Raw genomic sequence first — 20899 nt, 5'->3', positions numbered from 1 at the left:
AGTCGGTAATTGTCTTGGCGACCATTCAATTCGATGGTTTGGACTGTGCGGCAACGCGTTTCAGGCCGTCAATGTTGGCGGGGTGGAACGGGATGAGCTTGGAAAGCACCCGTTCTCGCGGGCCCAACATCTGCATCTGCCCTTCCTTCATTTCCATCACCAGGTCGACGGCGGCGAGGATGTTGGGCCGATGCGTAACGATGACGACGATACCGCCGCGGGCCTTGATCTTTCTTATGGCATCGCCAAGTGCAATCTCGCCATCTGCGTCAAGGTTTGAGTTCGGCTCATCGAGGACGATCAGGAATGGATCGCGATAGAGCGCGCGGGCAAGAGCAATGCGCTGACGTTGTCCGGCCGACAGAGCGGCCCCGCCTTCGCCAATCTGGGTTTCGTATCCGTTGGGCAGGCTGACGATCAGATCATGGACACCTGCGGCACGGGCGGCAGCGACAACGGCATCGGCATCCGCCACCGGTTCGAAGCGCGCGATATTGGCTGCCACCGTTCCTGCGAAAAGCTCAACGTCCTGCGGCAGGTAACCGATGTAGCGCCCGAGATATCCCTGCGGCCATTGTTCGAGTGCCGCCCCGTCAAGCTTTATGCGGCCGATGGTTGGTCGCCACGCGCCGACGAGGGCACGCACGAAGCTTGATTTGCCGGAGCCGCTGGCGCCGATAACCCCAAGCCCGACGCCAGCATTGAGATCGAACTCAATCCCCTGGACGATCAGCCGTTGTGTGCCGGGCGCGCTAACGGCGACCCGATCTACGGTGAGGTTGGAGCGCGGAGCGGGAAGAGCCATCGGTGCAATATCCTCAGGCAGCCGCGCGAGCAACTGGCTCAGTCTGCGCCAACTTTGGCGGGCCGAGATGAAGTTGCGCCAATGGGAAATTGCGAGATCAACGGGCGCAAGGGCCCGCCCTGCGAGGATTGACCCCGCGATGATGACCCCGGCCGTCGCTTCGCCATGGATGACCAGCCACGCGCCGATGCCCAGCATGGCCGATTGAAGCATCAGTCGCAACGCCCTGGACAGGCTGCCGAGGCCTCCAACGACATCACTGACGCTTTGCTGTTGGGCGATATGTTCGCGGCTCGTTTCCCGCCATTGGTCGTGCAGGTGCCGGCGCATACCCATGGCCGCCAATACCTCGGCATTGCGGCGGCTGGCTTCCGCCAGGTTGTTGCGCCGGATCCCGGAAGATGTCGCCGCGCTCGCAGGCTTTCGCGTCAGCATCTCGGTCGTGATTGTCAGTGTTACAAGTACGATTGCGCCGCCGATCGCGGTCAGCCCCAGGATGGGATGGAAACCCCAGATGATTGCGATGTAGAAGGGCAGCCACGGCAGTTCGAAAAGCGCATTGGGACCCGGGCTGGCGAGAAAGGTCCGAATGCTATCGAGGTCGCGCTGAGGCTGCAGACCGTCGCCTTGTTGCCCGACGAGGAGAGGTAGACGTGCAATAGCGCTGAACACTCGCGCGGAGACTGTTTCGTCCAGTTCAGCGCCGATCCTCGTCATGATCCGACCGCGCAGGAGATCAATGAGCGCTTGCCCAAAAAAGAGCGCAGCGGCCAGTATCGACAGGCCGACAAGTGTTGGCACGCTCCGGCTCGGTAGGACCCGATCGTAGACCTGCAGCATAAAAATCGCGCCATTCAGCATGAGGATGTTGCTGACGCCGCTGAATATTGCCACACCTACAAGTGCGCTACGGCAGGAACGCAAACCGCTCGCAAGTTCCGTACCAGGCGCGGGACGTTGAGCGGCCGAAAGCATCGCCGCAGAGGTGTTGGCGACGGAGACTTTGATTTTCCGCCTCCGTGGAACGAGCATTAGCAGCAGACCCAGTGCCGTGATCGCTATCCAAAGCAATGTGCCATCCAACGCAACACCCGTCAGCTTGGTTAGCTGATCGCTTATGAGGGTGGCGCTTGCGTTGAGGCTTTCCATCCAGGCTCGCCATGGAGCGACGGAGAGCTCGGACCTTGCTGTCTTCCACGCGCCGCTGGTCGGCAAGAACTCAAACGCGAACCGGCCAAGTGCGAGTGCGAACAAGAACGCACCGAGCACTTGCAAGGTTGTGAGCGGGCTTGTGCGATGGCGCGATCGGCGCCGCGGCCCGCGCAAAAGATGAGCCTGTTTTGCCGGTGCGGTTGGGTGACGAGGTTCTGAGCGCATGCGACTTCCCACAACAACGACGGCCGCACCTGAAAGGAAGGTCAAAATGCCTGCGATATTTGGGCCGCTGAAAACCATCTCTAGTGCATCCCGGCCGCCCAAAAGGCCGGAAACCAACGACCGGCAAGCCGCATCTTGCGAAACTGTTGCACCACTGTCATTGTTCTCGTCGATCGTTGCTACGATATTTGCCCGTGACTCTAACTGTGGCTTCGGATGAAGATTTCAGCCTGAGGAGTGACTGGTGTTAGAGCTCGCAATCCTTCTGACGGTTGGTTTCCTCGGAGGATGCTCCAGGCGGGTTGCCTGGATCTTCCTTTCGTCCGTTGTCGTATTGTTGATCACACCAATTTACCTGGTGCAGTATCGAGAGATCGTCAGCCCTCTCCCTGTGATCTTGCTGACATTGCTCGCTGTTATGACCGTGCAATTGGGTTCTTTGACGGGTTTGCTGGTGCTGCGCCCGTGGCGCATAACGCGTAAATCGGCCGCCGAAACGGTGGACAGCGTCTCAACCCCACCTCAAAAAGCTTTCTTCTCCATGTCGGCCGCCGGGTCCGGACGGGATGCTGCTGACGAATAGAAGCCCTTGCTTGCCACCACCGAGACCTCTATGAGGTCGCCGGCATTGACTTCGGTGTTCTCATTTGCGGCAACTTCCTGGCCCGTTTCTTTGCCGCGCCGGAAGATCAGGATCTTTACGGAGCCCTGCAGGTCTTCGAGTGTCCGGTGCTCGCCATATTCGAAGACGAAAAGCAGTTTGTCCGAAAGGTATCGTAGCTGGCTTGCCAGTTTCGCCAGTTGAACTTGTGTTTCCTGCGTGTCCGAAATCAGCTGAAACGCGTGCTCTTGGTGCTTCTTGCGCAACTCGCTCTCCATGTTGAGCAGATCCTGCTGCAGGCGCGTCTGCTGCATCTCGAACTGGGCAAGGTCGAGACGGTAGTTGTTGTGCGCGCGCTCCAATGCCATCACGTTCGAGTTGGTGATCAGACCTTTCTGGCGCAGGGTCCTGATGGACTCCAGTTCGTCGAGCTGGCTTTTCACCGTCTGCTGCCGCTCGCCCTTGGCGCCGGCCAACATTTCGGCTTCCTTGTTCAAGCGTGCGAGCGAGGCTTGAAGATGGGATATGTCGTCGCGGAATGCGGTCAGCCGGGCCGTTAGTTGTGCCTGCTCGGTTGCTATGATCTCGTCAATCAAACTCTGGCCAAGTTCAGCTGGGGGATCGGCCGGAACAACAATGCTGTCGACGAGTTTGCTCTCTGCATGAAGCCGGCCAAGGCGAACCTTCAGGCGATATTCCTCGATCAGCAGGTTTGCCCGCTCGCTGCGCAGGTCCGCGATCTGTAGCGCAGGCACAGTTTCTCCAGCTGTCGTTGGACGGAAGCCGCCTGCGAGAGCCAATGCGTGCCTGACGGTTATTCCCGGCTGGAACGGATAGGAGCCAGGATGGGCAACGGCGCCGGAAATGAAGAACGGCCGGTATTGCCCGATCTCGACTTTGACATAGGGGTCGAGGATCAATTTCCGTTGCTGGTAAGCGCTCCGGATATCCTGAGAAAGGGCGCCGGTCGTCAGGCCACGGGCCCGAACGTCTCCGAGAAGTGGAAGCGCGATCGCGCCGCGATCATCGACCACAACCTCCAACGGATAGGCTGGTTCCCCGAAGACCAAGACACGCACCACGTCGCCCGTGTCGAGGAGATACCCGTCGGCGCGGGCGAAGTTCGCGGCGAACAAAGCGATGACGAGCGCAAGAGTTCGCAGCCAAAGGCGACCGCAATCAATCCCACTGTCAGGTCGATGGAAGCCCCGGTATTCGCGCCCGAACGGAACTGAGACATAGGTTGGATCGACACACCGTTTCATCGCCGCCTCCTTCGTCAACGCTCAAGGCGTGACGATACTCGATACACTTTAGAATGCGTTGCTGTGCACAAGGACGCGCATCGTCCTCAACAGGATCTTCACATCCAGCCATGGCGACCAGGAGTGGATGTATTCGAGGTCAGCTGCGACCCGGCTTTCGATGTCGCATCGCTTTTCGGTCGGGCCCCGATAGCCCCTGATCTGAGCGAGGCCCGTCAGGCCAGGTTTCATCGCGTGACGATGCCAGTAATCCGGCACCACTTCCCAATAGAGCGCACCCTCCGCGGATGCACCAAGCGCGTGCGGCCGCGGACCGACGAGACTCATCTGTCCCAAGAAGACGTTCCAAAGCTGCGGCAACTCATCAAGGCTGGTATGGCGCAGGAAATGCCCGAGCCGTGTTATCCGGGGGTCGTTCCGTTCGGTAAGGTGGTTGCCGGCTGTGTCTGTCAGGTCGACACGCATGGTTCTGAACTTGATGCAGTTGAAGTATCTGTTGTTGGTGCCGATGCGTTTCTGCACGAAGAATGCTGGACCGGGCGAGTCCGTGCGCACGAGAACGGCGAGAACGGCGACGAGGGGCACCATCACCGGCGCGGACAAGAGCACGAGCAGCAGGTCAAAGGCGCGCTTGAAGGCGCGCTTGTGCAAAGTCAGCGGTCCCGTGGAAACAACCAGCGTGGGTGTGGAGTCGAGGTAGCGGAGAGCCAATGGTTTCAGGCCAGCAAGACCTGGTTCAAGTAACTCGGTCTCAAATCCGAGTTCGCCGAGTAGCTTCGCCCATTTCAACTGTTCCTTGAAAGCCCTGAACGACAGCACGATCCGGTCCGCGTCAGCGACGGCAAGCGACAGATCATTGAGGAAATTTGGGTCGGTTTCCACCGGATGCCAGTCGCATGCCCTCACGTTGATCGTCGCCGCGACTTTACGCTGCCGATTGGAACGGACGCTGTCGTCGCCGAGCAGAACGACCTTTGCCTCCGTCTGATCCTCTCGCCGACGCAGTCCCGCCGCTATGCCGCAATGAAGGACGGTGAGGCCAACGGCTGCAAGGCCGAGGAAGAGAAGCGTTTCTTGCGACAGAAAATTGCCGATGACATCGAAGGCGTGTGCGGCCAGCAGCGAAAAGCCGGTTGCCGCAGCCAGTGAGGCAAGGCAGCTTTTGATAGAGTTCGTGGCCGAGCGTAAGGTCGGCAAGTGGTACGCGCCAAGGCTCCAGGCTGCGACCAGGTAGGTGGGCAAGACGACGTAGGAAAGCTTTGGGCTCTGGGCGAAGCCGACCACGTCAAAGCTGGTGACGTCGGCCGTGATCGCTGCCGCAACGATCATGCAGAGATCGCCGAGCATCGCCAAGGAGCACAGCAGGCATCTGAGCACGTAGCGATTCTTGACTTGCTCCATTGGGAACGAAATTGCCCTGTGCCAGGGATGTGTGGATTCGGCGGGTATTTGAGTCACGATATATCTCCCAGGGGAAACGGGACGAACCTATTGCCTTTGAAAGAAAGGAGTCGGCGACCGGCTTGGCACAGACGGCGGCGCCGGGATCGTTGCATCAAGCGTTGACTGTGGTGTTGCCGTCGTTAGTGGTATGCCTGCGCGCCTGAAGGGCGGTGGGCAGCGGGTGCCCCCAGAACGCATTGGTAGACCATCTCGACGCTGTCGCACATCGCATCGAGTCCCCAGGATGTGAGGTCGGTGCGCCTTGCTCCTTCGGCCAGATGGGCGCGAAGCGGTTTGTACTCGAGGACATCGGCAACGGCCGCTGCCGCCGCGCCCACATCACCCGCTGGCGTCACGACGCCGTTGATCCCGTGCTTGACGACTTCGCCTAACCCGGGCAGCTCCGACACGACACAGGGCCGGCCGCCAGCCAGATATTGCATGACAACGCGCGGCAGTCCTTCCCGCATCGACGTCAGCACGCAGACATCGGCCAAGCTGATCAGTTGCTCCGGCTCGGAGTGATATCCGATCAGGTGGATACTTTGCGCCACCGGCGAACGCGCAATGGCAGCTTCGATATCAGGCCGTGCCGGCCCTTCGCCAGCAAGAATCAACCGTGCGTCCGGAACGCGTTGGACAACCTGCGGGAATTCTTCAATGAACTCGATATGGCGCTTCCTGGGCTCGAGCGCCGCCAGCATCAAAACGACCGGTGGCTTGGGTTCGCCCGGGGCAATGCCAAGAAGCCGCGGCGCCTCCTTCGGCCACTTTGCGCCGGAGAAGCGAGCAAGGTCGAAGCCCGAATGAACGACATAGTGCTGGGCGGGACTGCCGATGCGGTGGAAGAGGCAGATATCGCGCATCGATTGGCTGACATCGATAAAGGCACGGGTGTACCTGGCCGTCAGCCGCTCGGCGGCCAGGAACGTCATCTTCTGCGCGCTGCCGACCTGCACGAAAGGTATGATGTGGACGCCATGGATGATGCCTGAAACATTCGCCTGCCTGGCGGCGAGCCGACCAATGATGCCGGCCTTGCTTTGGTGGGTATGGACGATATCGGGGTGCCATTCTTGGAAAAATCGGCTGAGCTGCCTCAGGGCCGCGAAATCGTTGGAGGGAGATATTGGATGGACAAGCGCGTCGAGGCCAACAACACGCATGGTCTTGGCGACCGAAGCCTGCAGGCTGGGATCGTATTGGTTGCCGTGAACCAGCAAGACCTCATGGCCGTGTTTCACCTGAGCGTGGCAGCAGGCCAGGGTATTTTCCTCCGAACCTGCGCGATACAGGCGGGTTAACACGTGAACGATCTTCATCTTTTTGTTATCTCCGCGACATTAATGACTGCGGATCCTTCAGACGGGAGCCGTGGCCTGGGAACGACGGGTCCGCGTGGGGTTCCTCAAAACGTTGCAATCCAGGGGACATGCAGTTGGCCCCGCCGCAGGCGTGGTGCGTATTGGTCTGTCCGGGGCTGTCTTGAGGACGGGGCGGCTACAGGGACAGCCAGATTTGCTTGAAAAGGTTCCGGTTGATGGTCTCGGTATTGGCGCTTGCGTCGATGACCCTGATGTCCTTGTCGAGTGCGCGAAGCTCGGCCATCAACGACATCCGCGCCTCAAACCCTTCCTTGCTGATTTCGCCAGGCTTTCGGCTCTGCGAGACCGCGAAATCCGATACGAGGTGAAGGGTCAGGTCTGGCTTGCACTCATTCATCTTCTGGTAAAGCCATTCTTCGAACCGGGCGAGGGCCGCAATTCCGGGAACGGCGGGCAGGTTCGACGGGATCATCGGCCCGTCCAGATAGCCCTTTTGAAGCGTCTGTGGCCAGCGGTCACAGACGACGATGAGGCCGCGTGTCGCCCAGCGATGTGCGCGCTTGACGACCCCGTATCTTTCAATCGCAATCAGCACGCCCCAAAGGGCCAACCCGGCCGCAAGTGCCTTGCTCTTCGCCCCGCTACCTGGCTCCTTCCGATCACGCTGGATCACCGCCTTGAAATGGCGTCTACGGGGTGCAAGCAGGTTCTGTAGTCCTTTGCGGAACCACCAACCATTGCCCTCTCCGGTGCCGACATAAACCTGCGCACAGCCGAACTTCCAAGCGAAGGTCCGCGCCAGCAGATTGGTCTGGGTGCTCTTGCCAAGCCCGTCCGGTCCCACGAGAGCCACCACGAGCCCGCCTGTCAATGCGCGCCTTTTGGCCGGAACGCTGCCCGGAAACACGCGTCCGAGTACCCTTAACGAAAGATAGGAGGCCTTGCGGATCACGTGGATTGTTGCGTCCGCCAGACCGCTACCATTCGAAAACCCGCACCGGTGACGGATCGAGCGCCTCAGCCGCGCAAGATCAGCGCGATGCACCTCGATGCCGCTGTCGCTCGGCCGTATTCTGCAGGTTACTTTGCCGTTCCAGCCGCCATCGTATTCGATGACGCATTCTCCCGGTTTGCTCGATAGTAAGGGCAGCCGCGCGAGTTTATTACCCCAATCTCCAGGTACAGCCAGCCATTGTGTCCACGGCCATGCTCGCAAACGAAACGCGAAACGGCCAATCGCCAACCCGATCTCAGCCTCCGCAGAGGCGACCGGTATGGATATCCCAGCGATAGACAGGTGCTCCCATTGCTCAATTGCCGCGTAGTCGAACGCGAGATAGCGCTTGCGGAACTCCCAACCAACGCGGATGCCAACATGAAGATCTATATGAAGATAGGCACTGCGTGAAAAATCAGGAACAAACCAGTCCTCTCGACCTGCGCAGGCATTGTCGTAGCAGGAGAGGCTCACACTGCGCAGACCGTGCAATCGCGCCATGATCCCGCAAAAGGCCGTGTAGTCCTGCTTATCGAGCAGCATGTCCATATCGTCACGGCCAGCGAGTGCTTCGGGCAGGCTTGCCGTGTCTTGGATCATTCCATAACGGATGCCGGCTGCATCAAGCGCCGCGAATAGTTCAGCGGCAGCCGCCAGCGGCGAAACTGAAGGCGGCGATGCGCTCAAAGCTGGATCGCAGCGCAACGCTGTCACATGATCCAGGCTGTTCGCCGCCGAAGGCGTAGAATCCCGTGCAACGATGTTTTCTTGCCAAGTGGACATGGGCTGTGAGCTCATGGGAGCCACCGAAACCGTTCACGGCTGCCTGTTGGCTCCGTGGACCTCTTTGAGAGAGTGTGGTTCACCCCTCTCGCCCTGTTTAGGCATGGCCAACGGAGCCCGTCGCAATCGATTGTCGGGAGCGTCATCATTGAAAATCCATGGTGTGATGTTGTCGGTCGTTCGAGCCGACGCCGGCCTTTGCCAATTCTTCGCAGGCTACCGCACCGAAGGTGAGTCGATCGGACTCATCATCTGTGCATAAAATTCCATTAATAAGTAATAGAGCGCAAATTACGAGGAACAAAATCCCTGTTTCAATTTAATACTATGCATTTATCTCTGTCTATATAAATCGGAACCGCGCGATGCATAATGTCCATTAGCACTCTAACAGCGCCAGATCGACCGACATAGTCGAGTACACCTAGTTGTTCTGCAAATGGTCCGCTTGAGACCTTAACTGTTTTTCCAGTCTGAAATATATCTTTTGGGTGGAGGAAGCCGTCTTCGTCTGTTGCCAGGATCAAAGATTCTACAATCCCGTAGGGTACCGGTATCGGCTTGCGGTCGCTCATGACGAGCTTCCGTACACCAACGGTCGAATTGATCGGCGACCACCTCTGCCGTTGAATGTCCAGCGAGACAAAAAGGTAGCCGTCGAAATAGGCCGAACAAACGGTCTTTATGGTGTGCGCGTGACGAATGGTTCGGTGCCTTTTCGGCAGGTAGGTCCGTAAGTTTTGTGAGGACAAATGTCTTTCAGCCAGGCTCTCACAGTGTTGATGTGTCTGTACAACGTACCAGCGTTCGAGCTGAGTATCGTTCGTATCGTCCATCGACGCCGTAGGTGAGCCACCGCGTGTGTTGTCAGTTAGCATCTCTCCACCTCTATTTTCTATATTTATTTAAAATGTTCGAATCCAGGACAGTATATCGTTGTGAGTGTATTCGGTTGCCTGATGTTGTCTTATTGTTATCTTGACATTAACCATGTTGTTCTTGGCGCGTTATCTTCGCCAGCAGCGCGAAGTGCTCCAATTCTCAATTCAAGTAGCGGTTGTCATATCCGTTGCCGTCGAGCGACGCGTAACGCCCGTATTTGGGCAGCTTCGGTCCATCGACCATAGTCAGAGCAATTCCGGAAATCTTGGATCGGTTGCCGAGGTATCGAATGCCCTCAGCGACGGCTTCGCGCGCCGTGTCACGCCATTTCACGACGAAGACCACCCTGTCGGCATGGCCTGCGAGAATGGAGGCATCCGCCACCGGCCCGACCGGCGGCGCATCGATAATCACCGTGTCATAGGTGCGCCGGAACTCTTCGAGCATTGCCCGCATGCGTGCGGAGGCGAGAAGGGCCGGGGGATTTAAGGTCTTTCCGCCGGCAGGCAGAACGTGAATGCCGGAACGCTCATCCAGATGGATTGCCTTGGCGGGATCAATGGGGAGCGTCAGAAGATCGACCAGGCCAACATTCTCCGCCATCCCAAAGAAGGCGGTGGTGGCCGAAACCCTGAGGTCGGCGTCGATTACCAGCGCGCGTTCGCCGTCGGCAGCAGCGGAGTAAGCAAGGCTCAAAGCAAGGGTCGTCTTTCCTTCTCCAGGCATGGCCGAGGTGACGAGAGTGACTGATCGCGAGTGGTCGGCTTCGGATATGCCGCCCAGCCCCAGGCGCAGCCTTCTGATGGCTTCGCTGTAGCGCGACAACGGTCGGTGCTCCAGGTATGCTACTGGCTGCACCCTCGACTTCGTCCTCGACCATTCCGTCATTCGGGGCAGGGAGGCCAGAACTGGAACCGCCAAGGCTTCTTCCACCTGACGTCTCGCCATAAAGCCGGAAGCAAACAGCTCGCGTACAAGTGCGCCGGCGCCCCCCAACGCGGTGCCAAAAACCAGACCCACAGCCGCGAAAAGTGGCCTGTTCGGGAAGCTCGGTGCGAGCGGAACGCCAGCATGCGTAATGACGCGCACACCGCTGCTGAGCAGCGTTGATTTTTCCTCGGCGATCTTGGCTCGCGACAGGAATGTCTGGAACAGTTCTTTGTTTGCGGCCGCGATACGCTCCAAATCGCGCAACTGTACCCCCACCTGATCCTCGACCGCCGACTGGCCAGAGACCGATGCGAGCGCCCGAGAAAGCGCAGCTTCACGCGCTTCCGCGGCTTCCACCTCGTTTCTAAGGTTGCCGATGAGCCGCTGGGTTTCGGCGGAGATTTGCTGTTCAATGTCGCGCCGCTCCGCCTGGACCGTCATCACCTCCGGATGCTGTTCGCCGTACCTCAGGCGCAAGTCTGCCTCTTTGCGCGTCATCACGCCGGCCTGGGTGCGCAGCGCGCTCACGACATTGGATTGCAGCACGTCAGGCAAGGTTTGAGCGTCGCCGCCAATGCGAAGTATTTTCTCTGCCTGCTCGAACTTCGAGCGTTTCGTTGCCAGTTCGGCGCGGGCGTTGATGAGGGCTATGTTCAGCTCTGACAATTGCTGCTCGGTCAGGCTCCCCGACTGCGTTGCCAGGAGATTGTTCTCGGCACGGAACTTTTGAACGGCGTTTTCCGAGTGGCTCAGTTCTTCGCGCAGAATTCCGGCCCGCTCGCTCAACCATGTGGAAGCTTTCTTGGCGCCCTCGTAGCGGGACGCAATGCGGTCCTGCACATAGACCTCGGCAAGGGCATTGGCCAGACGGGCCGCTTCTTCTGGATCATGCGAGGTTACAGACAGTTCGATGACATCCGCCAGTCCGACGCGCGAAACTTCTAGCGCACCTTCCAGCCATGCCAGGGCTCCGGCGCTAAGGTCGGGGTCTTCTTCCGCCAACCCTTCGCTTTCGACAACCTTCTGGAGCAGCGAAGCGGACGTCAGGACGGCAATCTCGCTTTCGATGAAGGTGGAGTTGTCGCGCAGCTCAGGCCCTGCGTCCTGAGACAAAATGTAGTCCTTGGGAGCGTCGAGCAGGATCCTGGAAAACGCCGTATATGAGGGTGTGATGGCGAGCGAAATTGCAACGAATACTGCGAGCGTTAGGGCGGCAGTGCACGAGATGAACCTCCAACGCCGGCGAAGAAAATCGATGATCTCCCTCACGTCGAGCAGCGCCGGTTCCGGTGTTACGATCACACGGTCGGTCGAGCTCTGCATCTTCAAATCCCCTCAAATAACCGTAATGATAAGGTCCGCCGGTGCTGCACCAGCGGAAGGCCTGCAGTATTGAACGTTGGGGAGCTAACGGTCAGTCGCACTCACACGCGGCAAGCTGGGGTTTGGCGCCCCAAATTGCGGTACGTCCAAGTCATCCTGCTCCGCCGTTGACCGATCCAAACTGCCGGCCAACCGGGAACATATCAGGTTCGCTAATATACGTGCCATCAGCACTAGGGCGTACGATGACTAAGCAATGGATGTGGCGACCAGTACTTTTGATCGAGCTCAACGCCAAAAGGCGAATGTCGCGTACCGCTATTGTGGTAGATGCATTGAGCACATACACGGGATGAGACTGCTGACGATCAGAGCATCAAAATGTTAATCGTGAAGCCCGCGTAGGCTTGGACGGCGGCCAGAGACCGCTCCGCGTCCACTTTAGCCAATTGCGATGACGCTTTGATGAATGCCCTTCGATGAAAACACCGACTTGCTTCGAAGTGGAACTTTCGGTTGATCAATCGCCAAACTTGAATTGTCTCACCGAGCCGCGGGTAGCTATGGATACGCTCATCGAATTCGTTTCGCAGGCCATTGGAGACAAGTCCGGGGTTGTAGAGGTCCTGCTGGCAACTTTTCCGGCCGTTCTATTCCTGAGCGGCGGTTGCAGCCTCAGATGCAGCGCTATCGCAATCCTAATCGGCGCCGCCACATTGGTCCTGTTTGGCATTGGAGGCGTTGCTGGGGCGGGTGTCGTCGTGATCGCCGAAATTGTCGTGGTTTCGACAGCAGTACTCAACCTGCGCAAGAGACTGTTGAAGATCCAGGCGGACCTCGATGCGACGAAGTCGGCAGTCCGTGACTTGGAGATCACAGAAGGACGGCGCCAAGTCTTCAATGCAAATGCGCGGGATTAGGTAGGGAACCCGGGTTATCGAGCGGCACCAGGCGCGTTCGATGTCGTTGTCTTAGGAGCAGGATTATTCGCCAGTGTCAGGATCAGCGCTGCCTTTTCCTATGTGCAAGCAGCGGCTGCAGGGGCGGGCGAGCGAATGAAGCAGAAGGCCTTGTGAGCCTACGCCTCATCGACAGATCGAAGGTTCCAGGAGTGACCGCCCGTCTGTGGGTTGGCTGCCCGCAATATTTCCACTCTTCCAGGTGCGTCCACTTCAACAGGTGGTGGAGCGCCACTGCGCAATGAGGTCGCGCATCCCCTGGAGGCTAGTTGATGCAACAGGACGTCGCCAAAGTCGGCGATCGTAAGGAAATTTGTCGCCGTCGTGTTATCCTGAACATGCTCCGCCGGTGCTTTGTGCGATCGCCATTGTCGCCCAATGCCCCGTCTTTTGGACCGGATCCACAATGATCGGCCCTCCATTACTTGAGTCAGTTCAGCGTCGAACGGCCTTGCCAAGCGATTGTTCCCTCCCATCCTTCTGCTCTCCGGCGCTCCCATTTTGCCGCGTGATGAAACTGGCGACCCCTTCGCGCCATTCGGACTGCGCGGAGGGGTCGCCAGATGAGAGAATGTCCGCTGCTATGCGGTGACGTTCAGCTTCCCGCTGATGTATCGAAACTCTTGCGTTTTGCCGCCGTAGCCGTAGGCGGCGGCCGGCACCTCGTGCACGAGAATGTAGCTCTCCGAATGCAGCCTGCCGAGAAGTTGCGCGAAGCGGCCGTATACCGCCTCCAGATAGGCAGCCATTTCCGGCTTCGTGTTTGTCCCGTCGACAACTTTGATGTCCAGCCAGAAGCTGTTCAAGTCCTGCTCCGCCAGTGACTTGCCGCCGGCGAACCAATGGGCGGGATCGATGTAGGCGACGGCGATCGCAGTGATCGCCGGGTCCTTGCGCAGGTGTGTTGCCGTCAGCTCGCTGACCGCGGCGGCGATCCGGGAAGACAGAGCCGCGTCGGCCTTGCCGCTGACCGTGATGTTGATGATGGGCATGGAAGGCTCCTTTTGGTGATTTGTGATCCCTGTTGAAATCCAATCTGCCACTTCATTTGATGAGATAAAATCGAATTGTATGATATTAACACTTCGATTATATTGAAGTTATGCAAACCTTCGATCCTGACCTGCTCCGAACGTTCCTTGCCTTCGCTGACGGTGGCTCGCTTGCTCATGCGGCTGCCGCGGTGGGGCGCACCGCTTCCGCTGTCACCGCTCAGATGCAGCGATTGGAGGCAATGGTGGGAGAGCCGCTGCTCGCCCAGTCGGGAAGAGGACGTGTCCTCACGCCGGCCGGGGAGGATCTGCTCGTTCATGCGCGGCGGATTCTCGAAGTCCATCGGGATGCGTGGCTCAGCCTTAAGGGCGCGAAGGCCGATGGTCGCCTGACGCTCGGCTGCACCCAGGACTTTGCCGACAGCAACCTGCCTGATCTCTTACGTCTCTTTGCGCGCACACATCCACGCGTGCGCCTCGATCTGCGGGTCGGGCGCTCCCGGGAGCTGACGGCAGCCTACGACCAAGGAGCGATCGATGTCCTGATCGTCATGCGGGACGGCGCGCAACCGGACGAGATCGCGATGCTGAGCGAGCCGATGCTGTGGTTAACTGCATCGGCTGATCCGGTTCCCGCCGGTGGTGAGCTGCCGATCGCGGTATTGGACCCGCCCTGCGGGTTTCGCTCAGCGGCCACAAGTGCGCTCGATGACGCCGGACGTGCCTATCGTATCGCGGCGACCAGTCCGAGCCTTTCCGGGTTGCGTGCTGCGGTCCGAAGCGGCATCGCGATCACGGCGCGGACTGCACGATTTGTAGGCGAGGGGGTCGCCGTCGCGCCCCAAGCCCTCTCGTTGCCGGCGTTGCCGAAGGCGGAGTTCAGCCTGCGGCTCAAGCCGAAGGCGGACAAGGCCGCCTCCAGTCTCGCGATGCTTCTCGCAGAAGAATTGCCGAACGAGAGCAGCAGACCATGATGTTATCTTGGGGCCAACGGCAGCTACATTTGCACGGTCATGCCGCCATCGACGGTCAGTGTAATGCCGTTGACGAAGCTTGCAGCGGGGGAAGCCAGGAACACGGCCGCAGGCGCGATCTCTTCCGGTCGGCCCCAGCGTTTTAAGGGAATGCGGACGTCAACGAAAGCCTGGAGCGCCGGATCGGCGGCAAGCGCCGCATTGGTCTCCGTCGCAAACCAGCCAGGCGCGATAGCGTTGACCGTCAACGTGTCGGAGCCGAGCTCGACTGCAAGCGAGCGGGTGAGTGCATCAAGGCCGCCTTTTGCGGCGGTGTAGGCTGGGTCTCCAGGGCGCGCGGCGAAGGCGGCGATGGAGGTAACGAAGATCAGCCGCCCGGAAACGGAGCGGCGAAGGTAGGGAAGCGCCGCCTTCGCCATCGTGTAGGCGGCCGTCAGGTCGGCGTTGATCAGGGCCGCAAAGGAGGCGGGGTCCATGGCGTCGGTGCCACGCCGGTCGCGCTCGCCAACCGCATGGATCAGGATATCGAGCTGCCCCGTCGCAGCTACAGCCGCATCGACAATCTGTGCCGCATCCGCTGCGACATCGCCCGGAGCAATATCGAGTGCGATGTCATCTTCGGCAAGCTGTTGGCGCACAGCTTCAAGTTTCTCGCGGTTGCGACCGTTGATTGCTACCGCAGCGCCGGCTTCGGCGAGAGCCTTTGCCATTTCAAGGCCGAGCCCGCGACCGCCGCCTGTAATGAGTGCCCTCTTTCCGCTGAGATTGAACATGCCGGCCCTCGGTGCCCGTTGTTTCCTGGTCGAAGCGAAATCAGAGCTTCAGGAACGAGGTTTAGCGCCTGTCACTCTATCCGCCAACCTCGGATCCAATCAGCCATGCCGGTGCCGCTGGCGTGCAAGGCCGGGAACCTTGATGCCAAATTCTGTGATCTCGATCTCGGCACCTGCCGGAGTTTGGATGCTCACCTGGAGCGGGCGAGCGAGCATATCGAAGGGTAGGGGTTCCGAGCCGCGGCGCCCGAGCCTTGTCGCTGAACGCCTGCGCTCGTTCAACTATTTCCGACGACCTGTCGATGGTGGCTGGCAGGGCGAAGGCAAATGTCTCGAAGGCCACTCGGCCCCTTAGTCGCTCATAGGTGATTCCGAATTCGCGGCCATCGTGGCGCGGCAACGTGCGACGCGTAACGATTGGGAGGTGACCGACCGCGCCCATGGAGACGCGGTCGGATTTCTCAAGGGGCTGGCTGATGCCAGGCGCCTTACTTCATCGTGTAGACGTCGATCGAGAAGTATTTGTCGTTGATTTTCTTGTAGGTGCCGTCGGCACGGATTTCGTCGAGCGCCTTGTTGAGTTTCTCGCGCAGGTCATTGTCCTCCTGGCGAACGGCGATACCGACACCGTCGCCGACAAACTTCTTGTCGGTAATCGGCTCGCCGATGAGTTCGCAGCAGTTTTTGCCATCGGCGTTCTTGGTCACCCAGTCGAGCAGCGGCAGCATGTCGCCGACCTGGAGGTCGAGGCGGCCGTTGACCATGTCGAGATTGGCTTCGTCCTGGGTCGGATAGAGCTTGATCTCCGCATCGGGATAGGTCGCGGTGATGTACTCGGCCTGGGTGGTGCCGGATTGAGCGCCGATCACCTTGCCCTTGAGGGCCTCATTGGTGAACTCGGTGATGCCGGAGCCCTTTGGCGCAGCATGCGTCATGGCTGCGAGATAATAGGGATTGGTGAAGGCAACCTGCTTCTTGCGGTCCTCGGTGATGAACATCGAGGCGATGATCAGGTCGTACTTCTTGGCAAGCAGGCCCGGTATGATGCCGTCCCAATCCTGGGCAACCACTTCGCACTCGACCTTCATGCGCTCGCAGAGTGCAAGCCCGATATCCACATCGAAGCCGCCGATCTTGCCGGCAGGATCAATGAAGTTGAAGGGAGGATAGGCGCCCTCCGTGCCGATCTTGATCTTTTCCGCGGCATGAGCCGACGAGGCGGTCGCTGCCATGATGGCCAGCATGGCTGCTGCAATCTGCTTCTTCATTTCGCGTTCCCCTTTGGTTTGCATCATTCTTGATGCTTCCAGGGAAGACTATGTTGCTCCGGCCTATAAGCGAAATAGATAGGCGCGATAACCGGTATTGTTTTGGTTGATTGACGCTGTTTGTCAGGTGTCACTTGTAGCGACCGTGGCGCTGAAGCACCTCGATCTTGTAGCCGTCGGGATCAACCAGGAAGAAGAAACGAGCGAGCAGGGCGCCATCGCGGTTGAAGGCGACGATCTTGCCAGGGTTCAGGCCCGCATCGGCGGCACGTTGATGCTCTGCATCGAGATCGTCGACCGAGAGCGCCAGATGGCCATAGCCATCGCCGAGCACATAGGGCTCGCTTCGATCCTTGTTGACCGTCAGTTCGAGCTCGAATTCGCTCTCCTCATTGCTGAGATAGATGAGGGTAAAGGTTTCGAAGTCCAGCCTTTCGGCGACTTCAAGCCCAAAGGCCAGGCGATAGAACTCGACCGACTTGTTTTCATCGAGAACCCGGATCATCGAATGGATCGCCTTGGCCACCAGCCTCTCCTTCAGCGTTTTGTTGCGGGCGGGGTAGCAGAGAGCGACGCTCAATGAAACCCAGCCTGGCTGCTCAGGACTTTGCCTGCCGCTTCTTCAGTTGTTGCTCGCGGAAGAAGATGAAGAGGCCCGAGGCGACAATCAGCGCCGCACCGATGATCACGGTCGGGCGGGGCGTGTCGCCGAAGAAGACCCAGCCGAAGACCACGGCCCAGAAGAGCAATGTGTATTGCAAGGGCACGACGGTCGCGGCATCGGCAAGCTTGAGCGAGCGGTTGACCAGGATGTGCGCCAGCATCGCAACGATGCCGAGCATGCCGAGCTGCAGGAGTGCCTCGCCGTCGACAGGCGCCCAGCCGGAAGGGTTGGCCGCAACGCCGACGAGTGAGAAAATCAATGCGCCGACGATCTGCCAGAAGACGAGGGTGGTATCCGGCGTCGACCGCAGCGTACGACCAAGCATCAGTGCGAAGGCGAACGCTGCGCTGCCGGCAAGCGCGATCAGCGCCGGCAGGCTGAAGCTCTCCTTGGACGGTTCAAGCGCAATCAACACGCCGGCGAAACCGACGAGGATCGCCGTCCAGCGCCGCCAGCCGACCTTTTCGCCGAGCAGGAACGGCGAGGCGGCAGCAACATAGATCGGCGCCGCCAGCCAATAGGTCATGGTATCGGCAAGCGGCATATAGGCGACGGCGAAATAGAAGGCCGAGGCATCGATCGCGAACAGCAGCGAGCGAAGCGCTTGCAGTCCCGGCCGCTCGACCTTGAACATCGAGCGCAGGCCACGCCTGAGGATGAAAGGCGACAGAAACAGAAGTGCCGCGACGCTGCGGATCACCATCAACTGGCTGACGGAATAGGTCGCGACCAGCCATTTCCCCATGACGTCGTTCAACGAAAACATCAGCATGCCGAGCAGCATGATGAGGACACCGGTTCGGGCGGCGTTCGGGGCGGTTACGGGGGCAGTGATTACGGTCATGTTGGGGCCTTCAGCAAGTTGCGCACGCCATGACACATTCCGCCGGGTCGATCCATTGCCGTCTGCATATGGAACCATAAGTTTTGCAAATGAATCGGTTTGGGTGTTGCGCCTCCACCCAAGACACGGACGAGCAAGGAGGATCCGGCCGGGGGCTAAATTGATCTCACCGTTTGCGGCACATGCTCAGATCAAGAAAAGCGCGCCGCCTCAAACACTTAGATCCCAGGAATGAGCAGAGAGCTTGCGGGCGCAGTGATTGCGCCCGCAACGGGCTATGAGATTACTTCTCTAGTGCTGCCTGTGGCGTGTTACGGAAGCTGATCGCCATGCGGTTGTAGGCGTTCATCAGGCCGATCGCGATCGTGAGGTCGGTGATCTCACGCTCGTCGAACAGCGCACGTGCGGCCGCATAAGCTTCGTCCGGCACACCAGTCTCGGCGACGCGTGTGACGGTTTCGGCCCAGGCAAGGGCCGCCCGCTCACGCGCGTCGAAGAGATTGCCGGCTTCTCTCCACGCCTGAACCAATGTGATCTTCTCGATCGGTTGGCCCTTCTTCAAAAGGTCGCGCGTGTGCATGTCGAGACAGTAGGCGCAATTGTTGATCTGTGAGATGCGAAGATAAACCAGATCCACCAATACTGGCGGCAGGCCACTTTGCAGGACGTAGCCGTAGACACCTCCAAGGGCCTTGGCACCGGCCGGTGCGATCTGGTTGTAGTCGAGACGTTTGCTCATTCTTCCGTTCCTTGGGTTCGGGTCTACTTGATCGGGGTGGTGAGTTCTTTTTCATCCGTGTCGGCGACGAACACCGCCAGCAGCTTTGCCGGCGTCGTCTGGCTCGCATTGCGGCTGACGAGGTGGGTGGACGCCGGCGGCTCGTACCAGCTCTCGCCGGCGCGGTAGGTCTGTGTCGGACCGTCATTGACCTTGGACACGATTTCTCCGGAGAGAACGTAGGCGAAGATGAAGGACGACTTTGCATGCGTGTGCGGAACCGAGGCACCGCCTGGGGGATAGTCGACGATCAGGGCGGTCAAGGTCTTGCCCGGAATATTGGGTATCGCCTTTTCGTAGTGCGGCGTGACAATATCGCCGGCATCGTGCGCTGCGGCCGGCAACGCCGAAGCGATAGCGGCAAAGAGTGCGCCTGTGACAAATCGAGTGCTCATGATGACATTCTCCTTAATGAGATCTGGCAAGAAGCGAGCCCGTAAGGGAGGTCGGCGGGCTCGCTTCTGCAGTGATCAGGCGACAACGATGCGGAGCGGGTCGGCAGCTTCCAGGGCTGCTGCGCGATCGGCACTCGGCGGATAGATCCAGGTGGTGTTGATCTTCGTCTTGAGCTCTTTTGCTTCGGCGCCGGTCAGCTTTACCTGACGGTCCCACCCTTCGGTGTAGACAGCACCCCACGGCCCGAGATCGAGACAGGTAACGTACTTTTCCTGGCTGTAGGGAATCGCGTTTACGCCGAGCAGATCGGCAGCCACGTTGTGCCCTGCGGAACGCCCGAGGTTCTGGGCATGCTGGCAGCTCATCATCGTTCGGTTGCCGATATCGTCCGTTGCCGCACACGCGACGTCGCCGGTCGCAAAGACGTTCGCGTGGCCGATGACCTTGAGGTTCCGGTCAACGTGAAGACGGCCGAACGAGTCCTTGTCCGCGTCGATCTCCTTGGTGATCGGATTGGCGCGGGCGCCCGCGGTCCAGATAACGGTGGCCGCGTCGATGCGCTCGCCGGATGAGAGGGTGACGCCGTTATGGTCGATGGCAACGATTGGAGACCGCAGCCGTGTCTCAACGCCCAATTCCGAAAGCGCCTGCTCGATAACCGGACGCGGGCCCGGCCCGAGATCCGGTCCGATTGCATTGCCGCGCTCGACGATCACGACGCGAACGTCTGCGTTTTCTCCAAGTGCGGCGCGAAGACGATGCGGCAATTCGGCGGCCGTTTCGATGCCGGTAAAGCCGCCGCCGCCGACGATCACGGTGTTGCGCGCACGGGTTTCCGGAAGACGACCCAATTGAGAAATGTGTTCTTCCAACTTCGCCGCATCCGCAAGCTGGTCGACATTGAAGGCGTGGGTGAGCCCCGGGATATCCGGGCGGAACAGGACGCTACCGGTCGCGAGAACAAGTTTGGTGTAGCTGATCCTCGCTTCCCGGCCGTGGTCATCCGCATAGGTAACAGCGTTGTCCGCCGTCGAGATGGACGTCGCATAACCCTTGATGAAACGCACGCCGGCGTTGGCAAAGATCTCGGACAGGGGCGCCTTCATCTTGGCCGCATGCTTTTCATAGAGGCGGGGGCGAATGTGGAGTTCGGGCTGCGGTGCAATCACGGCAACCTCGACGGAACCGTCTGCCCTTCCTTGCTGGTCCAGTAGCCGCATGGCGCCGAGTGCCGACCACATTCCGGCAAATCCAGCGCCGATAATCAGAATTCGTTCACGCATTTCTTTTCCTCAGACAAGGCTTCGCCATTGGCTGACCGGGGCCAGCCAAGGTGCGATTGCCGTTTCGGTAGAAGTCTCCAAACCGGAGACGGTTTTCGCGATGATCCAATGTCGTCGCTTAACTACGACTAACTCAGTCGTAGTTAATGAGCAATGCCGAATCCGGTCGATCTTGGAAACGCACTGTCAACGCAGGGAGGACGGCCAAGGACTTGCGTCGGTAAGGCTTCGATGTTA

Annotated in this window: 17 protein-coding genes and 1 pseudogene; 2 read left to right on the top strand and 16 right to left on the bottom strand. The window is 59.4% G+C overall.

The features are described 5' to 3' along the window. Positions 1–25: 25 nt before the first annotated feature. From ACTJKE_RS27750 to ACTJKE_RS27715, 8 genes and pseudogenes are all read right to left on the bottom strand, one after another. Complete coding sequence (locus ACTJKE_RS27750) at positions 26–1780, bottom strand: type I secretion system permease/ATPase (RefSeq protein WP_440693112.1); 1755 nt, start codon at positions 1778–1780, stop codon at positions 26–28. 924 nt (positions 1781–2704) lie between these two features. Beyond that, positions 2705–3538 carry a hypothetical protein gene (locus tag ACTJKE_RS27745; protein ID WP_245296191.1) on the bottom strand — a complete coding sequence of 278 codons (834 nt, stop codon included), beginning with the start codon at positions 3536–3538 and terminating at the stop codon, positions 2705–2707. Between the two features lie 60 nt (positions 3539–3598). Further along, positions 3599–4048, bottom strand: a pseudogene (locus tag ACTJKE_RS27740) (polysaccharide biosynthesis/export family protein); the annotation flags it as partial. Positions 4049–4096: 48 nt separating this feature from the next. Next, a complete protein-coding gene (locus tag ACTJKE_RS27735) occupies positions 4097–5449 on the bottom strand; it encodes an exopolysaccharide biosynthesis polyprenyl glycosylphosphotransferase (RefSeq protein WP_440693082.1) in 1353 nt (450 codons plus the stop codon). A gap of 182 nt (positions 5450–5631) precedes the next feature. Continuing rightward, positions 5632–6813, bottom strand: a complete 1182-nt coding sequence (locus ACTJKE_RS27730) for a glycosyltransferase (RefSeq protein ID WP_440693080.1) — start codon at positions 6811–6813, stop codon at positions 5632–5634. Positions 6814–6991: 178 nt separating this feature from the next. After that, a complete protein-coding gene (locus ACTJKE_RS27725; protein WP_440693078.1) occupies positions 6992–8596 on the bottom strand; it encodes a hypothetical protein in 1605 nt (534 codons plus the stop codon). Between the two features lie 314 nt (positions 8597–8910). After that, a complete protein-coding gene (gene nusG, locus ACTJKE_RS27720; protein ID WP_440660924.1) occupies positions 8911–9432 on the bottom strand; it encodes a transcription termination/antitermination protein NusG in 522 nt (173 codons plus the stop codon). Positions 9433–9637: 205 nt separating this feature from the next. Continuing rightward, positions 9638–11731: a GumC family protein gene (locus ACTJKE_RS27715; RefSeq protein WP_063893389.1), complete on the bottom strand. Its 2094-nt coding sequence runs from the start codon at positions 11729–11731 to the stop codon at positions 9638–9640. Between the two features lie 479 nt (positions 11732–12210). On the opposite strand from ACTJKE_RS27715, the gene ACTJKE_RS27710 reads away from it, so the two are divergent. Continuing rightward, the gene (locus ACTJKE_RS27710) at positions 12211–12651 is read left to right on the top strand and encodes a hypothetical protein (protein ID WP_440637909.1); all 441 of its coding nucleotides are present in this window, start codon (positions 12211–12213) and stop codon (positions 12649–12651) included. Between the two features lie 620 nt (positions 12652–13271). Here the strand turns inward: ACTJKE_RS27710 and ACTJKE_RS27705 are convergent. Beyond that, positions 13272–13682, bottom strand: a complete 411-nt coding sequence (locus ACTJKE_RS27705; protein WP_058328511.1) for a tautomerase family protein — start codon at positions 13680–13682, stop codon at positions 13272–13274. A 110-nt stretch (positions 13683–13792) separates the two neighbouring features. On the opposite strand from ACTJKE_RS27705, the gene ACTJKE_RS27700 reads away from it, so the two are divergent. Continuing rightward, positions 13793–14656 (top strand): LysR substrate-binding domain-containing protein, encoded by an 864-nt coding sequence (locus ACTJKE_RS27700; RefSeq protein WP_113511752.1) that lies wholly within the window; start codon positions 13793–13795, stop codon positions 14654–14656. Between the two features lie 23 nt (positions 14657–14679). On the opposite strand, the gene ACTJKE_RS27695 is transcribed toward ACTJKE_RS27700, so the two are convergent. The 7 genes from ACTJKE_RS27695 to ACTJKE_RS27665 all read right to left on the bottom strand — a co-directional run bounded on the left by ACTJKE_RS27695 (position 14680) and on the right by ACTJKE_RS27665 (position 20662). Continuing rightward, positions 14680–15429, bottom strand: a complete 750-nt coding sequence (locus ACTJKE_RS27695) for an SDR family oxidoreductase (protein WP_440637912.1) — start codon at positions 15427–15429, stop codon at positions 14680–14682. Positions 15430–15917: 488 nt separating this feature from the next. Next, entirely contained in the window at positions 15918–16697 is a 780-nt protein-coding gene (locus ACTJKE_RS27690) for an ABC transporter substrate-binding protein (protein ID WP_058328537.1), read from the bottom strand. 130 nt (positions 16698–16827) lie between these two features. After that, complete coding sequence (locus ACTJKE_RS27685) at positions 16828–17223, bottom strand: VOC family protein (RefSeq protein ID WP_113511812.1); 396 nt, start codon at positions 17221–17223, stop codon at positions 16828–16830. A gap of 73 nt (positions 17224–17296) precedes the next feature. After that, on the bottom strand, positions 17297–18205 hold the full coding sequence (locus ACTJKE_RS27680; RefSeq protein WP_058328508.1) for a DMT family transporter: 909 nt from the start codon (positions 18203–18205) through the stop codon (positions 17297–17299). A gap of 283 nt (positions 18206–18488) precedes the next feature. Continuing rightward, the gene (locus ACTJKE_RS27675; RefSeq protein WP_058328507.1) at positions 18489–18944 is read right to left on the bottom strand and encodes a carboxymuconolactone decarboxylase family protein; all 456 of its coding nucleotides are present in this window, start codon (positions 18942–18944) and stop codon (positions 18489–18491) included. Positions 18945–18967: 23 nt separating this feature from the next. Then, complete coding sequence (locus tag ACTJKE_RS27670; RefSeq protein WP_058328506.1) at positions 18968–19378, bottom strand: cupin domain-containing protein; 411 nt, start codon at positions 19376–19378, stop codon at positions 18968–18970. A 75-nt stretch (positions 19379–19453) separates the two neighbouring features. After that, positions 19454–20662, bottom strand: a complete 1209-nt coding sequence (locus tag ACTJKE_RS27665) for an NAD(P)/FAD-dependent oxidoreductase (RefSeq protein ID WP_440637917.1) — start codon at positions 20660–20662, stop codon at positions 19454–19456. Positions 20663–20899: the final 237 nt, after the last annotated feature.

This window comes from Ensifer sp. 22521 (assembly GCF_052044795.1).
GTDB lineage: Bacteria > Pseudomonadota > Alphaproteobacteria > Rhizobiales > Rhizobiaceae > Ensifer.
This window is presented reverse-complemented; position numbering and strand designations above follow the sequence as displayed.

Coding starts and splice junctions, on each gene's coding strand:
- ACTJKE_RS27750 (WP_440693112.1), bottom strand. CDS start 1,780: ATGCTTTCGGCCGCTCAACGTCCCGCGCCTGGTACGGAACTTGCGAGC.
- ACTJKE_RS27735 (WP_440693082.1), bottom strand. CDS start 5,449: ATGGAGCAAGTCAAGAATCGCTACGTGCTCAGATGCCTGCTGTGCTCC.
- ACTJKE_RS27730 (WP_440693080.1), bottom strand. CDS start 6,813: ATGAAGATCGTTCACGTGTTAACCCGCCTGTATCGCGCAGGTTCGGAG.
- ACTJKE_RS27725 (WP_440693078.1), bottom strand. CDS start 8,596: ATGTCCACTTGGCAAGAAAACATCGTTGCACGGGATTCTACGCCTTCG.
- nusG (WP_440660924.1), bottom strand. CDS start 9,432: ATGGACGATACGAACGATACTCAGCTCGAACGCTGGTACGTTGTACAG.
- ACTJKE_RS27715 (WP_063893389.1), bottom strand. CDS start 11,731: ATGCAGAGCTCGACCGACCGTGTGATCGTAACACCGGAACCGGCGCTG.
- ACTJKE_RS27710 (WP_440637909.1), top strand. CDS start 12,211: ATGAAAACACCGACTTGCTTCGAAGTGGAACTTTCGGTTGATCAATCG.
- ACTJKE_RS27705 (WP_058328511.1), bottom strand. CDS start 13,682: ATGCCCATCATCAACATCACGGTCAGCGGCAAGGCCGACGCGGCTCTG.
- ACTJKE_RS27700 (WP_113511752.1), top strand. CDS start 13,793: ATGCAAACCTTCGATCCTGACCTGCTCCGAACGTTCCTTGCCTTCGCT.
- ACTJKE_RS27695 (WP_440637912.1), bottom strand. CDS start 15,429: ATGTTCAATCTCAGCGGAAAGAGGGCACTCATTACAGGCGGCGGTCGC.
- ACTJKE_RS27690 (WP_058328537.1), bottom strand. CDS start 16,697: ATGAAGAAGCAGATTGCAGCAGCCATGCTGGCCATCATGGCAGCGACC.
- ACTJKE_RS27680 (WP_058328508.1), bottom strand. CDS start 18,205: ATGACCGTAATCACTGCCCCCGTAACCGCCCCGAACGCCGCCCGAACC.
- ACTJKE_RS27675 (WP_058328507.1), bottom strand. CDS start 18,944: ATGAGCAAACGTCTCGACTACAACCAGATCGCACCGGCCGGTGCCAAG.
- ACTJKE_RS27670 (WP_058328506.1), bottom strand. CDS start 19,378: ATGAGCACTCGATTTGTCACAGGCGCACTCTTTGCCGCTATCGCTTCG.
- ACTJKE_RS27665 (WP_440637917.1), bottom strand. CDS start 20,662: ATGCGTGAACGAATTCTGATTATCGGCGCTGGATTTGCCGGAATGTGG.